At 62.6% G+C, this 15,039-nt stretch carries 13 protein-coding genes; 2 read left to right on the forward strand and 11 right to left on the reverse strand.

The window, feature by feature from the left end; translation table 11 throughout:
- Positions 1-482: 482 nt before the first annotated feature.
- From xylB to LT42_RS05935, 7 genes are all read right to left on the reverse strand, one after another.
- Positions 483-1,967 carry a xylulokinase gene (gene xylB, locus LT42_RS05905; protein ID WP_037010711.1) on the reverse strand — a complete coding sequence of 495 codons (1,485 nt, stop codon included), beginning with the start codon at positions 1,965-1,967 and terminating at the stop codon, positions 483-485.
- A gap of 76 nt (positions 1,968-2,043) precedes the next feature.
- Entirely contained in the window at positions 2,044-3,042 is a 999-nt protein-coding gene (locus tag LT42_RS05910) for a LacI family DNA-binding transcriptional regulator (RefSeq protein WP_037010712.1), read from the reverse strand.
- 26 nt (positions 3,043-3,068) lie between these two features.
- Positions 3,069-4,010: an ABC transporter substrate-binding protein gene (locus tag LT42_RS05915; RefSeq protein WP_037010713.1), complete on the reverse strand. Its 942-nt coding sequence runs from the start codon at positions 4,008-4,010 to the stop codon at positions 3,069-3,071.
- Between the two features lie 64 nt (positions 4,011-4,074).
- On the reverse strand, positions 4,075-5,067 hold the full coding sequence (locus LT42_RS05920; RefSeq protein WP_037010714.1) for an ABC transporter permease subunit: 993 nt from the start codon (positions 5,065-5,067) through the stop codon (positions 4,075-4,077).
- Between the two features lie 343 nt (positions 5,068-5,410).
- Positions 5,411-6,916 carry a sugar ABC transporter ATP-binding protein gene (locus tag LT42_RS05925; RefSeq protein ID WP_037010715.1) on the reverse strand — a complete coding sequence of 502 codons (1,506 nt, stop codon included), beginning with the start codon at positions 6,914-6,916 and terminating at the stop codon, positions 5,411-5,413.
- A 332-nt stretch (positions 6,917-7,248) separates the two neighbouring features.
- On the reverse strand, positions 7,249-7,569 hold the full coding sequence (locus LT42_RS05930) for a helix-turn-helix domain-containing protein (protein WP_037010718.1): 321 nt from the start codon (positions 7,567-7,569) through the stop codon (positions 7,249-7,251).
- A complete protein-coding gene (locus tag LT42_RS05935; protein ID WP_037010720.1) occupies positions 7,553-7,918 on the reverse strand; it encodes a type II toxin-antitoxin system RelE/ParE family toxin in 366 nt (121 codons plus the stop codon). The genes LT42_RS05930 and LT42_RS05935 overlap by 17 nt, the downstream gene beginning before the upstream one ends.
- 235 nt (positions 7,919-8,153) lie before the next feature.
- On the opposite strand from LT42_RS05935, the gene LT42_RS05940 reads away from it, so the two are divergent.
- A complete protein-coding gene (locus tag LT42_RS05940; protein ID WP_037010721.1) occupies positions 8,154-9,023 on the forward strand; it encodes an isocitrate lyase/PEP mutase family protein in 870 nt (289 codons plus the stop codon).
- 48 nt (positions 9,024-9,071) lie between these two features.
- Here LT42_RS05940 and LT42_RS05945 read toward each other — a convergent pair whose 3' ends face one another.
- The 3 genes from LT42_RS05945 to LT42_RS05955 all read right to left on the reverse strand — a co-directional run bounded on the left by LT42_RS05945 (position 9,072) and on the right by LT42_RS05955 (position 11,605).
- Positions 9,072-10,253 (reverse strand): MFS transporter, encoded by a 1,182-nt coding sequence (locus tag LT42_RS05945; protein ID WP_037010722.1) that lies wholly within the window; start codon positions 10,251-10,253, stop codon positions 9,072-9,074.
- 138 nt (positions 10,254-10,391) lie between these two features.
- Complete coding sequence (locus LT42_RS05950) at positions 10,392-11,420, reverse strand: alpha/beta hydrolase (protein ID WP_037010724.1); 1,029 nt, start codon at positions 11,418-11,420, stop codon at positions 10,392-10,394.
- Positions 11,417-11,605, reverse strand: coding sequence for a hypothetical protein (locus tag LT42_RS05955; RefSeq protein ID WP_037010725.1), 189 nt, complete (start codon positions 11,603-11,605; stop codon positions 11,417-11,419). The genes LT42_RS05950 and LT42_RS05955 overlap by 4 nt, the downstream gene beginning before the upstream one ends.
- Here LT42_RS05955 and LT42_RS05960 point away from each other — a divergent pair.
- Complete coding sequence (locus LT42_RS05960; RefSeq protein ID WP_052075111.1) at positions 11,604-12,551, forward strand: AraC family transcriptional regulator; 948 nt, start codon at positions 11,604-11,606, stop codon at positions 12,549-12,551. The two genes, LT42_RS05955 and LT42_RS05960, sit on opposite strands and share 2 nt — an antisense overlap.
- A gap of 112 nt (positions 12,552-12,663) precedes the next feature.
- Here the strand turns inward: LT42_RS05960 and LT42_RS05965 are convergent, their stop codons facing one another.
- Positions 12,664-15,033 carry a DNA polymerase II gene (locus LT42_RS05965; RefSeq protein ID WP_052075113.1) on the reverse strand — a complete coding sequence of 790 codons (2,370 nt, stop codon included), beginning with the start codon at positions 15,031-15,033 and terminating at the stop codon, positions 12,664-12,666.
- Between the last annotated feature and the right edge of the window lie 6 nt (positions 15,034-15,039).

Genomic DNA, 15,039 nt, shown 5'->3' on the forward strand with positions numbered 1-15,039 from the left:
TGGTTGACGCAGAGCGTCAGGGGATGCATGCCCACGCGGAGCGTGGGAACGATCATCATAATCAACAGAAATCACAGGTGCTCCAACTGGCCCCTTCCCGGCTAAAGCCGGTCCCACTAAGCACTGCATGCAGTCAGTGGGACCGGCTTCAGCCGGGAAGCTTTGGCAATCAGCAGCACCACATGCAGTCAGTGGGCCCCCAGGAAATCGGCAGCACCGCATGCAGTCAGTAGGACCGGCTTCAGCCGGGAAGCTTTTGACTCTGATCGTTCGCACGCTCTGCGTGGGAACACCGGACTGGACGCTCCGCGTCTCATGGTTGACGCAGAGCGTCAGGGGATGCATTCCCACGCTGAGCGTGGGAACGATCATCACGATCAGCAGAAATCACAGGTGCCCTGACTGGCCTCTTCCCGGCTAAAGCCGGTCCTACTAAGGTACCGCATGCAGTCCGTGGGAATGATCACCAGCACGCGTGAACCTCACTCGCGCAGTCCCTGCGCGGCTGCCAGCAATCCTTTGAACTTGCCATAACGCGCTCTCAGCACTTCCTGCACCGCCGGCATCGGTTGATAGCGGGTCTTCACCGGCATCCCTTGCGCCAGCAAGTCAGCGCCCTGCCCGATCGCCATGAATCCCAGCTTCGCCGCGCCGATGCAGGCACTGAGCTCACTGCCGTGCAGGGTGTAAACCTCGCGGTTGAGGATGTTGGCCAGCAACTGCGCCCAGTATTCGCTGCGCGCGCCGCCACCCACCAGCGCACACGCGTTGATCGTGGCGCCAGCCGACAGGGTTGCGTTCATCGCGTCCAGCAAGCCAAAGCCGACGCCTTCGAGCACCGCGTAACCCAGCATCGCCGGCGTGCTGTCATGCCCCAGGTTCATGAAACCGCCGCGCAGCAGTGGATCATTGTGCGGCGTGCGCTCACCGGCCAGATAGGGCAGAAACAACGGATTGCCGATGCTGACCGGCTGATCCACCGGCAGCGCGGCACCGACCTGATCGAGCAGCGCTTGCTCGCTGGGCTGGCCCAACAAACGCGTCACCCACCGCAGGGCGCTCGCCCCCGTCAGCATCGCGCCCATGGTGTACCAGCGCTGCGGCAAGGCGTGGCAAAAGCTGTGCACCGCGCTGCCCGGATTGCCGGCCGGATGGTCGGTGATCGCCACAATCGCTGCGCTGGTGCCCAGGGTGACGAAGGCATCACCGGCATTGACCGCACCGATGCCCACGGCCGAGACCGGGTTGTCCCCGCCCCCCGCCGCCACCGGAAGATTCGGAGCCAGGCCGAGCATGTCGGCCACTTGCGCGCTCAGTCCGCCAGAGCATTCGTTAGCCTCCAGCAGCCTCGGCATGTGCTCAACCGAAAGACCCGTGGCGTGGAGCATCGGCGCGTACCACTGGCGCTGCGCCACATCCAGCCACAAGGTCCCGGCGGCGTCCGACATGTCACTGACCTGCTCGCCCGTCAGCAGCAAGCGCAGGTAATCCTTGGGCGACAGCACGCTGGCAATACGCGCGAATACCTCGGGCTCGTCTTGCTGCATCCACAACAGCTTCGGCGCGGTGAGTCCGGCCATGGCCAGGCTGCCGGTGACCTGCGCGTAATCGGGGAAATCCTCATTGAGTTGCGCCGCCTGATGCACGGCACGGGAGTCGTCCCAGAGGATCGCCGGATACAGCACCTGCTCCGCCGCATCCAGCAGCACTGCGCCATGCATCTGACCCGACAGGCCGATGCACGCTACCCGGGCCCAGGCCTCGGGCGACTGTTGGCGCAACCGCTCCAGCGCCGAAGAGCATGCGTGCCACCAGTCGGCGGGGTTCTGCTCCGACCAGCCAGCCTGGCGGCGGCTGATGTCGATACGCGCACCCGCCTGCGCGAGAACCGCCCCTTCGGCGTCCAGCAAAATGGCTTTGAGCTCGGAGGTGCCGAGGTCGATGCCCAGAGAAACAGCGTCGTTCATTGCATTCAGGTTCCTGTCTTCAACCACCGACTGCGGCAATGCGCCTGGCCAGTAAACAGCGGCTCAATGAGGCGAATCAGCGGCAGCCGCACGAATTGCGAATGCGTAAGGTGGGTGCCAATTGCTCGGTCAGGCGCTCGCCGTCCGGGTCTTCGATGCGTTGCAGCAGCAGCTGCACCGCCCGCGCACCGAGGGCCTGGACTGGCTGAGCAACCACACTCAGGCGCGGCAGAAAAAAATCCGCCCAATCAAAATCATCAAAACCGACCAGGGCCATTTGCTCCGGGACGGCAATGTTGGCATCACGCAAGGCGTGCATGGCGCCGATGGTCATCAGGTTATTGGCCGCCAGAATCGCAGTGGGCGGCGTCTCCAGCTGCAGAAGTGTGGTGGTGGCGACACGCGCCGACTCGCTGTTGGATTCACCATCGACCAGCAATTGTCGGTCCCAGGTAAGACCCGCACGATCAAGCGCCATACGATAGCCTTCGATCCGCTCCTCGGTCGTGCTCAGGCCGCGATGCCCGGCGATCATGCCGATGCGCCGGTGCCCGTGGTGGACCAGATGGTCCACCAGTTCGCCCGTGGACTGACGATTCTCGACGCCGACCTGATCAAACCCTTCGACAGCCATTCGGTCCACCAGCACGCTGGGGATGGCATTGCCGGTGAGGTATTTCAGCGCCGCCTGCTGCGGGTCGCTGGACGGCGCGAGCAGAATGCCGTCCACGCGGCGGTGATGCAGGGCTTGCACTACACGCAGCTCCTGGTCCGGATCGTCATGGGTATCGACGAACAGCATCATGATGCCGTGGCGCGCGCACTCGGTTTCAATGGCATGCACCGTTTCGCTGAAATAGTGGTTCGACAGCGCCGAGATCGCCACGCCGATGGTGTGGCTGCGCGAGCGGGCCAGCGAACGCGCCAGGGTGTTGGGGATGTAGCCCAAGTCCCGGACCGCTCGCTGCACTGCTTCCACCGTCTTCACGCTGACCTTGCGCGTGCCGTTGAGCACGTGGGAGACAGTCGACGTCGAGACCCGCGCCTGCCGCGCCACGTCCTCCATTTTGATCACCGCAGTGACTCCTTGATGGCAGCGACTCAGCGCTTGCTCGACCAGCCGTTGTAGGACCCGACGTTGTCGCGGGTGATCAGCTTGGGCGTCAGTTGTGTCACTGCTTCGGCCGGCTTCTTGTCGTTGAGCAAGTCATTGCCGATCACCACGGCCTGCTGCGCCATCGCCCATGGGTCCTGGCTCGCCGAGGCCTGGATAGAGGTGTCGGCTTTTAGGGCCTGCTCGATGTCCGGTGCACCGTCGACCGAGGTGATGATGATGCCGCTGCGTTTGAGCTGCTTGGCGGCCAGGTCACTGCCGATGGCTTGAGGGTCGTTGATCGCAAACAGGCCGTCGATTTTCGGGAAGCGCGTCAGGTAACCCTGCATGGCGTTCAGGCCACCTTCGCGCGAGCCCTTGGCGTCCTGGTCGTCAGACAGCACCTTGATGTCCGGCGCTGCGGCGAATGCGGATTTGCAACCGGTGACACGGTCGGTCACGGCGGTGACTTGAGGGCCGTTCTGGATGATGACGTTGCCCTTGCCCGACAGCTTGTCGACGATGAACTGGCAGGCAAGCTTGCCGGCTTCCACGTTGTCGGTCTGCACGGTGGCATCGACGCCAGTGGCGCTGACGTCAACGGCGACCACTTTAATACCGGCGGCCTGGGCTTTTTTGATGGCCGAGGCAATGGCCTTCGGGTCCACTGCGTTGATGAGGATCAAATCGACGCCCGACGCAATGAAGTTATCGATCTGCGAGAACTGCTTGCTCAGGTCGTAGTCGGCGGACACGGCCGTGACCTTGGCGTTGGGATTGAGCTCCAGGGCCTTGGCCTTGGCGCCGTCAGCCAGGGTCACAAAGTAGGGATTGCCGAGCGACCCCAGGCTGATGCCGACGGATTTCAGTTCGCGCGCTTCGACGCCCTGGGACAGCAGCGCAGCCAAGCAAAGGGACACGACCGCGGGGAATTTACGTTTGAAGTTCATGGATGCTCTCTTGTGATTATTGTCAGAGTGAGTCGTTGAAACGCGTGCAAGCAACAGCTGTGAATCAGGTTCGCGCACCGGACTGGCGATAGCGATCAAGCGCCACCGCGCCGATGATCACGATGCCCTTGATGATGTACTGCCAGATGTCGGACACCCCAAGCAGCACCAGGCCATTGGTGAGCACGGCGATGATCAGCGCGCCGATCAGCGTGCCGCCAATGGTGCCGACCCCGCCGGTAAAGCTGGTGCCGCCGAGGATCACCGCGGCGATGGCATCGAGCTCGTAAGACTGGCCCAGTTGCAAGCCATTGGCGGCGAACAGGCGCGAGGCACTCATCACGGCGCCGAGCCCGGCCAGGGCGCCGGAGACGGCGTAGACGAACAGCAATACCTTCCACACCTTGATCCCGGACAGCCGCGCCGCTTCCGGGTTGCCGCCCACCGAGTAGATCTGCACGCCCATGACCGTGCGGCGCAGGATGAACCACGAGACCACGATGACCGCGACGGCGATGATCACCAGCCACGGCACACCGAGCACCGAGTCGTTGCCGATGAAGGCAAACGGCAGGTCCGGGTTGAACACGGTTTTGTCGTCGGCCAGCAACCGCGCCAGGCCACGCATGGCGGTGAGCGCACCGAGGGTGACGATGAACGGCGGCAGGCGCATGAAGGCAATCAGACCGCCGTTTACCAGCCCCAGCAACAGACCGAAGCCGATGCCGGCGGCGATGCCGAACATGCCGAACTGCGGCGACATCGACGCTTGCAGCGCAACCACCGCCGAGGCCGCCAGAATGGCGCCCACGGAAAGGTCGATGCCAGCGGTCAGGATCACGAAGGTCATGCCCGCCGCCAACACCACGTTGACCGAGGCCTGCTGGGTGATGATCGACAGGTTCTGCCAGCTCATGAAGGTGTCGGTCATCAGCGTAAAGCCGATCAACAACAACACCAGCACAGGCAGCATGCCAACGGTGCGCATCAGTTCGCGCACACGTTCACGTTTGCTGATGGCGGCAACGGTGGGCGAATTTTCCAGGGGCAGACTCATGGCCTGGGTTCCTTTTTATTGTTGTTGATGAAAGACGGTTTTCTGTAGGAGCGCGCTTGCCCGCGATGGCGCGGTGTCAGGCGATGCATTGGGCGCTGTCGGAAAGCTTTCGCGGGCAAGCGCGCTCCTACAGGTTTCGTGTCGACCGTGAAAGAGAGGCCTAGGCATGCGCCACCTGCGCACGTCCCAGCGCTTGGCCATCAAAGGTGATGAAGAAGCGATTTTCTGTAGGAGCGCGCTTGCCCGCGAAGGCGCTGTGTCAGGCGATGCATTTGGCGCTGTCGGAATGCTTTCTCGGGCAAGCGCGCTCCTACAGGTTTCGTGTCGACCGTGAAAGAGAGGCCTAGGCATGCGCCACCTGCGCACTTCCGGTTGCCAGATCAATGATCCGCTCCTGGGAGATTTCCTGGCCGGAGGCGCCGCCGACTTCGGCCACCAACTCGCCTTCGCGCATGATCAGGACCCGGTCGCAGGTGCCGATGATTTCCGGCAGCTCACTGGAGATGACAACAATGCCGACGCCGGCTTTGGCCAATTCATTGATGATGCGGTAGATTTCCGACTTCGAGCCGATGTCCACGCCGCGCGTAGGTTCGTCGAGTATCAGCACGTGAGGCTTGACCTCCAGCAACCGCGCCAGCAGCACCTTCTGCTGATTGCCACCAGACAGCGCGCCAACGTTCACCTTGCCCGACGCCACCCGAATCGACAGCGAGCGAATCGCCTCAATGGCCCGCTGCGCTCCACGCCCGCGATCCAGTACGCCGCCGGCATGGGCATCCGGCACGCAGGCGCAGACGTTGATGTTGTCGCGCACGCTCATGTCCAGAAACAGCCCTTGGGCCTTGCGGTCTTCGGTCAGGTACACCACCCCCGCACGAATCGCGTCGGCAGGATCGCGCAGGTCAGTGACCGCTTTGCCGGCCACTTCCAGGCTGCCGGAGACGCGCGCATCGGCGGCAAAGATCAGGCGCGCCAGCTCGGTGCGCCCTGCCCCGACCAACCCGGCAATGCCCAGCACCTCCCCGGCGTGCAGATCGAAACTGCACGGCTTGACGCGCTTGCCATCGGCCATGTCGCGCACCCGCATGACCACTGCGCCGGGGTCGTAGGCGGCGTGCTCTTTTTTGTAGAAGCCGGAGAGATCACGGCCCACCATCATCTTGACCAAGGCTTCGGCGGACAGCCCGTCGCGCTCCAGCATGCCGACGTATTCACCATCACGCAGCACCGACACCCGGTCGGACAGTTCGTAGATCTCGGCCATGCGATGGCTGATGTAGATAATGGCAAGCCCCTGGTCGCGCAGTTGTTTGATCAGCGCGAACAGCCGGTCGGTCTCGCGCGACGACAGCGGTGTGGTCGGCTCGTCCATCACCAGGATTTTGGCGTTGGCGTGCAGCGCTCGGGCGATTTCGACCAGCTGCCGCTCGGCAATCGACAGCACGCTGACCTTGGTCGACGGTTTGAAATCGGCGCCCAGCCGCACCAGCACCTCAACGCAGCCCGCTTCCATCGCTTTGCGATCGATGCTCCAGCCGCGCCGAAGCTCGCGGCCCAGGTAAATATTCTCGGCCACGCTGAGGTTCGGGCAGAGGCTCAGTTCCTGATAAATCACGGCAATGCCGCGCGCCTTTGCCGTCAGCGGATTGAACGCGCCAAGTGTCTGGCCCTCGATGCAAATTTCTCCACCGGCATCGGCCTGATAAGCGCCGGACAGGATCTTCATCAGCGTGGACTTGCCGGCGCCGTTCTCGCCCATCAAGGCATGCACCTCACCGGCGTACACCTTGAGGGCGACGTTTTTGAGCACGCGCAGACCGTTGAACGTCTTGGAGATGGCGCGCATTTCCAGTACGGGCTGAGGGGCGGATTGAGGCGAGGTCAACGGAACGGCACTCACGGCTGAGTGACCAGAGGAAACAGAAGGATGGCCGGGGACGAGACGCGTGGCGGGCAAGCAGACGAGCTGAACCTGTCTAACTTCATGCAGAACTCCGGGTTTCTTGTTTTTATGTTCGGGCCGCCTCTGTCGGGCGGCGCTCGGGAATTACTTTGAAACACTCTAGATCAGCTGAATCGATTCACGCAAGCGCTTGCGTTTTTATTTGTGGCTGCCATTGAGGCAGCGCTACGCAGGTCGGTCGGTCGGTAGCACGCCCCCCGACTCATAGTCTTGCCTCAAGCCAATATCTGCAGCCCGTGCTTCTGAACGATGCTGAGCAGCTTGAGGCCCATGCCGCCTGGCCGCTTGGACCCCGCCTCCCATTGCTTGATCGTGGATGTGCTGGTGTTGAGGTAACGCGCAAATACCGGCTGACTTACGTGGCTGCGCTCGCGGATCTCCTTGATCTGCGCGGGGTTGATCTCTGCAGGCATCTCGGCGATGCAGCACTGGTCGAACTCGCGCATCGTCGCCTTATCGATGGCGCCAATCGCCAACAACGCCTCGGCTGACTCGTGCACGGACGCGAGCGCCTCGCTTTCAATTTTCTTTCGCATGACATATCTCCGTTAGCTCCCGACGATCCAGCAACATCTGAACGTGGTGACAGCTGATTTTTTCGTAAACTTTGGCGAGTTTCCTGAAGGCGAGGAGTTCTTGCTTGCTGATGTTCGACTGGGTCTGTTTCGCAAACACGAATTGGTAAATCCAGTAAAACCGGCCTTTGGCCAAAATGATCGAGCGATGACGATTATTGTTGAGTCTCTTCTTCCAGACCCCACCTCCCAAGTCATCTGCTTGGCCGTTCCTGACGTCCTCCAGCGCGTTGCACAGCTCATCGTCGTCTATGAGCGCCTTCTTTGCCGCTGCGCTGAAGCCCTTCGTTTTGAAAACCCTTTCCGTCATATCGGTGCACCTACGCCAAGAGAGAAATCTACCACTTGGTGGTATACCTCTCCAGCTCTGTTTCGTCGCCTCACCGACGACGCATCGCTGCGGTCTTTACTTCAAACGCTGTGGGAATTCATGACCGTGTGATATTTGATCAAACCGCGCACGTCGCTCGTCGAGGTGAGTCGTTTCAGCCGAAATTTGCGGTAGCATTGCCGGCATTTCGATGACGCCAGAATCAGGAAGCCCTATGTCCAGAATTTCCCACTCCGCTTTGCGTCGCAAATTCCGTGAGCAGTTGGCGTCGCAGCAATGCGTCGAGACGGCTTCGGTGTTTGACCCCATGTCCGCGCGCATCGCGGCCGATCTGGGTTTCGAGGTCGGTATCCTGGGCGGGTCGGTGGCGTCGCTGCAGGTGCTGGCCGCGCCGGATTTCGCCTTGATCACCCTCAGTGAATTCGTCGAGCAGGCCACGCGCATCGGTCGCGTTGCGCAGTTGCCCTTCATCGCCGATGCCGACCACGGCTATGGCAACGCGCTGAATGTAATGCGCACCGTTGAAGAGCTGGAGCGCGCCGGTGTGGCGGCGCTGACCATCGAAGACACGTTGCTGCCCGCGCAATTCGGGCGCAAGTCGACGGACCTGGTGTCCATCGAAGAAGGCATTGGCAAGGTCAGGGCCGCGCTTGAAGCCCGGGTCGATCCGGAACTGTCGATTGTGGCGCGGACCAACGCCGGAGTCCTGCCGGTACAGGACATCATCGAACGCACCCTGGCTTATGAAAAAGCCGGTGCCGATGGCATCTGCATCGTCGGCATCAAGGACTTCGAGCACCTGGAACAGATTTCGGAAAACCTCAGCGTGCCATTGATGCTGGTGACGTACGGCAACCCGAAACTCAGCGACCGCCAACGCCTCGCCGACTGCGGCGTGCGGGTGGTGGTTGCCGGCCATGCCGCCTACTTTGCGGCAATCAAGGCCACCTACGACAGCCTTCGCGCGCAACGTCAGGTCACGCACAGCACCTCGAACCACAGCGCCACCGAGTTGACCCACACCTATACCTTCCCGGAAAGCTATGTGGCCTGGGCGAAGGACTTCATGGACGTTAAGGAGTGACGCCCAAGCGTGCTGACGCCTGGCAGCGCGCCGTGTCACACCTGCGACTCAAACCGCCGTGCGCGACACCTTCCACGCCAGCACGGCGGCCATCAACAGCAACACCCCACTGGCGATAAACGTCGCGCTGTAGCCGACCCCGTCGTACAGCCAACCGCCTGCGGTCGCGCCCAGCGTGATCGCCAACTGGATGACCGCTACCATCAGGCCGCCCCCCGCCTCGGCGTCTCTGGGCAGGGTGCGCGTCAACCAGGTAAACCACCCCACCGGTGCGCAGGTCGAGATCAGGCCCCAGGCGCCGAGCAGCACGGCGGTCATGCCGAATGACTGACCGCAGACCATCAGGGCGACGGCAATAACGGCCATCAGCAACGGAATCACCATCAGCACCCGGTACAGATGCCTGGCCAGCAGCGCGCCAATCAGCAGGGTGCCGGCCAACCCCGAGACGCCGATGATCAGCAGCAGCATCGACAGGCCCGGCACGTCCACCCCGGTCACCGATTCCAGAAACGGCCGCAGGTAGGTGAACAGCGCGAACTGCCCCATGAACAGCAAAGCCACTGCCACCATGCCGTAGAACACCTTGGCACAGCCGAGCAAACGGAATACCTGAGTTGCCGACCCCGCGCCGCGGTCACTGGGCATGCGCGGCAGGGTAAACGCCTGCCAGCACAGCGCCAGCGCAGCGAGCGGCACCACGCAGAAAAACGCACCGCGCCAGCCGATCAGGCCACCCAGAAAGCTGCCCAAGGGCGCGGCGACGGCGGTGGCCAGCGCGGTGCCGCTCTGGACCATCGCAATGGCTTTGGGCACGACCGACTCAGGTGCGATGCGCATCATCACCGCGGTGCTCATCGACCATGAACCGCCAATCGCGATGCCCAACACCGCCCTGCCCAGCATCAGTACAGGATAATTCGGCGCGAAGGCGACCATGATCCCGGAAATCACCAGCAGCACGGTCATGCTCAGCAGGACCGGTTTGCGGTCCAGCCCCCGCGTCAGCGTCGACAGGAACAGGCTGGCGATCACCGCAAAGAAACCCGAAATGCCGATCGCCTGCCCGGCCTGCCCTTCACTCAGGCTCAAGTCAGTAGCGATGGGCGTCAGCAGGCTGACCGGCAAGAACTCCGAAGCCACCAGCGCGAACGCGCACAGGGCCATGGCCAGCACAGCGCCCCACACGTGGCGGGTCGCAGCGGTAAACGGTGCAGCAGGGGTGCCCATGAAAAACTCCTACATGTTTCAACCCCTGGCAGAGTGCAGGGGCCTTTTATCAACCGCAGACGCGCCCAATTGCGCGCCCGGCGTCGATGGCCGATCGGGCGGCTCGCCGGATTGGCTGGCAAGCACACGCGTCGGTGGTTATTCCAGGTGGGTCTGGAAAAAAGAAGTCAGCCGGGCGAAAGGAATCAGATCGACCCGGTCGTAAAGGTCCACATGCCCGGCGCCGGGGATAATCACCAGTTCTTTGGGCTGACCGGCAAGGCGATAGGCTTCCTCGCTGAATTCACGCGAGTGTGCGTTTTCACCGGCGATGAACAGCATCGGCCGCGGCGAGATCGTCTCGATGTCAGCAAACGGGTAGAAGTTCATGAACTTGACGTTGCTGCTCAGCGTGGGATGAGTGGTTAACAGCGGCGACTGACCCGACGGCGTGAACTCGCCCCTTACCGTGCGGTAGAAATCATAAAACTCGCGCTCGATGGGATTGGATTTCTCCGTCAGCGCGTCCACCGTGCCGCTGGTGTAAAGGGTCTTGCCGCCTGCGAACTCGACATCACGCTGTGCAGCCGCCGCGGCAATGGCGGCCTTGCGTTGTTCAACGCTGACCGAATGCTGCAGGCCATTGCGATTGACCCCGCCCATGTCATACATGCTGACCGTCGCCACGGCCTTCATGCGCGGGTCGATCTTCGCGGCGCTGATGGCGAAACTGCCGCTGCCGCAGATACCCAGCACGCCGATGCGCTCGCGATTCACAAAGCCCTGACTGCCCAGGTAATCAACCGCCGCGCTGAAATCCTCGGCGTACATTTCCGGCGCAACCGCGTTGCGCGGTCGGCCTTCGCTCTCACCCCAATACGACAGATCGATCGCCAGGGTGATGAACCCCTGCTCTGCCAGCTTTTGTGCGTACAGGTTCGAGCTCTGCTCCTTCACCGCGCCCATGGGGTGGCCGACGATGATCGCCGGGTATTGCCGCCCGCTGATCATGTTTTTCGGCACGAACAGATTGCCGACTGTCTTCAGCTGGTACTGGTTGTTGAACGTCACCTTTTGCCGGGTGACCTGTTCGCTCACGTAGAAATTGTCAGCTCCATTGGACATATCGGCCCCCATCGTTACGAAGGAGCTGGCCAGCAGGGCCAGTCCTATCATCAGTCGTTTCATGAATGTCTCCGGCGCCGGCACGGCGCGATGAGTGTGCGATGCACATAGTCATGGCGATGCCGGGTGAACCAGTAGAGCGATCCGGTGGTTTTCTTGCCTGATCCGATCAGACCCGCTGCGGTCGGCTGGACAGCCGTTTTGCCGCGCACGTACAGTGCCGGCCTGATCCAGAGGGCCGCAGCCATGCCACCACTTCCTTCGATAACCGACTCCGGCGCAGCCGATGCTGCATCGCAGGCATCACGGGCTTCGCTGGCGAGCATCATCGGAGCCATGACGCCCGGCCCGGGGGACTTTCCTACCGCCATCGACGGTCTGGGACTGTTTCGTCGCAACGAGCCCTCGCCGCCAGTCACCTGCATCCTGGCGCCGAGCATCGTGCTGGTGGTTCAGGGCGCCAAGGAAATGGTGATTGGCGGCGACGTCTACCCTTACGACACGACGCGCTTTCTCATCACCTCGCTGGACCTGCCAGCCAACTCCGCCGTGACCCTCGCCAGCGCGAACGTCCCGTGCCTGGGCCTGGTGCTCAAGCTCGACCTGCGCACGCTGACCGAGCTGATTGCCCAGGGCAACGCGCCGGCGCCCAAAGAGCGCGCCGTGCGTAAAAGCGCCGGCATTGCGTCACTCACCTCAGGGTTGCTCGACCCCGTCGGCCGGCTCGTCGAACTGCTGCAGGAGCCTGAGGCCATCCCCGTCCTGTGGCCCTTGCTGCAGCGGGAAATCCACTATCGGCTGCTCAAATGCGATCAAGCGCCGCTGCTGCGGCACATCGCCTCCGTCGACAGCCAGGGTCACCGGATCGCCCGGGCCATCGACTGGCTGAAGCTCAACTACACGGCGGCGTTGCGCGTCGAGGACCTGGCGGCACGCGTGCAGATGAGCGCGCCGAATTTCCACCTGCATTTTCGCAACCTGACGTCGATGAGCCCGCTGCAATATCAGAAATGGTTGCGCCTTAACGAAGCCCGCCGCCTGATGCTCAACGAACATCTGGATGCCGCCAGCGCCGCCTTCAAAGTCGGTTACGAGAGCCCGTCGCAGTTCAGCCGCGAGTACGGCCGGCTGTTCGGTGCGCCACCGAAAAAGGACATCGCGAGGCTGCGCAGCCGGGCGCTGGTGATGTCCTGACCTGATCGATCGCGGTGGTGGTCCCTTATTCACCAGTCCGGCGAAGCAGGTCTCATCAGTCAACAACTCTTAACCGTCAGGCGCAGTCTGGAGCCGCCACAAGACGGCCGCACTAGAAGTCGAAACTGAACTGGTCCTGAGCGCTGAGATCGAGGGTGCGCGACAGCACGAACGGCAGGATCGCATCAGCAATCGGTTGCAGCTGTTTGCTGATGTAGTGGTCGTAGTCGATGGCCGCGGTGCGCACTTCCAATGGCTCGGGGCCGGCGACGGTGATCACGTAGCTGATCCAGCCGCGATTCTGGTACTGCAACGGTCGACCCTGCTGACGGTTGTAGGCATCAGCCAGGCGCGCCGCGCGCACGTGAGGCGGCACATTGCGCTCGTAATCGTCGAGCGCCCGGCGCAGGCGCTTGCGGTAGATGAGCTGGCTGTCCAGCTCGCCGGCCAGGGTCCGGCGCACGTAATCGCGGATGTATTCCTGGAACGGCTGGCGCTGGAAGATCCGCAGGTAAAGCTCCTGCTGGAAGGTGCGGGCCAGCGGCGACCAATCGGTGCGCACCACTTCAAGGCCCTTGTAGACCATTTCGTCCTGGCCATTGGCTCGGGTGACCAGGCCCGCATAGCGCTTCTTGCTGCCCTCCTCGGCACCGCGGATGGTCGGCATGAGAAAGCGCTTGAAGTGGGTTTCGAACTGCAGCTCAAGGGCGCTCTCCAGGCCGTATTCTGTCTTCACATGGGCGCGCCACCAGTCATTGACTTGCCGGACGAGCGCGCTGCCGATCTGCGCCGCCTCGGCCTGTTCATGGGCCTTTTTCAGCCAGACGAACGTGGAGTCGGTGTCGCCGTAAATCACCTCATAACCCTGCGCTTCGATGAGCAGGCGGGTCTGGTGCATGATCTGGTGGCCGCGCAAGGTGATCGACGAGGCCAGACGGGTGTCGAAGAAGCGGCAACCGCTTGAGCCCAGCACGCCGTAGAAAGCGTTCATGATGATTTTCAGGGCCTGGGACAGCGGCGCATTGCCTTCGCGCTTCGCCACCTCGCGCCCCTCCGCGACCCGTTCGACGATGGCCGGCAGACAGTGCCGCGTCCGCGAAAAGCGCGCCCCACGAAAGCCCTCCACCGAGTCACTGTCGTCGGGGTGTTTGAGGCCCTCGATCAAGCCCACCGGGTCGATCAGAAACGTGCGGATGATCGACGGGTACAGGCTTTTGTAATCGAGCACCAGAACCGACTCGTAAAGGCCCGGCCGCGAGTCCATGACGAAGCCACCGGGGCTGGCCTCGGGCATGCGCTCGCCCAGGTTCGGCGCGACGAAGCCCTGCCGGTGCATCAGCGGGATGTACAAGTGCTCGAATGCCGCCACCGAGCCGCCGTTGCGATCCACCGGCAGACCGGTGACCGTGGCGCGTTCCAGCAGGAAGGTCAGCAGCTCGGTCTTGTCGAAGATCTGCGTCACCAGCTCGCAGTCCTTGAGGTTGTAGCGCGCCAGTGCCGGCTTGTCCTCGGCGAACATGCGGTTAATCTCATCCATACGCTGATACGGATTGTCGATGGCCTTGCCTTCACCCAGCAGCGTCTGCGAGACGTTTTCCAGGCTGAACGAGGGGAAACTCCAGGTGGCCGAGCGCAGCGCCTCGATGCCGTCGATGATCAGACGCCCGGCCGCCGCGGCGAAAAAATGGTTGTTGCGCGCACCGTGTTCGCGCCAGGTCATGACCTCACCGCCCCGCCCCAGACGCAGCGGCACATTCAAGCGCCGCGAATGCTCGTGCAGAACGCGCAGGTCGAACTGCACAACGTTCCAGCCGATGATGCCGTCCGGGTCATGCAGCGCCATCCAGGCGTTGAGCTTTTCCAGCAGGCCTGCGCGGGTGTCGCAATACTCCAGCTTGAAATTCACCTGCGTGGCATCGCCGTTGGGCGGGCCGAGCATGTACACCTGCCGCTCGCCGCAGCCGTGCAGGCCAATGCAATAAAGCTCGCCGCGCTCGGTGGTTTCGATGTCCAACGACACCAGTTTCAGAGTGGGCCGATAGCCCGGCGCCGGCTTGAGCTGAGCGTCGAGCAGCAGGCCGTTGGCATCCGGCCGACCACTGAACTGCACCGGCGCGGTGATGAAACGCTCCATCAGGTAACGCTCGGGCGGACGCACATCGGCTTCGTACACATCGACGCTGGCTTTGCGCAGATCGCTTTCCAGGCTCATCAACTGGCGATGCTGACGCGCGTACAGACCGAGCACCGGGCGATGACGAAAGTCACACAGTTCAAGGGGTTTGAGCTCGACATTGCGCTCGTTGCGCAGCACCACCTCGGCGCGCTCGCGATGCTGGGCCGGGATAAACGCCACGGAGGTCTGGTACGGCAGGCGCACCTGGCGCGGCCCGTCGTCGGTGGCCAGCCAGAATTCCACCTCGGTCCCCGCGTCGGTGTCGCGCCAATGCCGGGTCAGGACGAAGCCCTGCTGTAAATCCACCTTCGC

The organism is Pseudomonas lutea (genome assembly GCF_000759445.1).
Taxonomy (GTDB): Bacteria; Pseudomonadota; Gammaproteobacteria; order Pseudomonadales; family Pseudomonadaceae; genus Aquipseudomonas; species Aquipseudomonas lutea.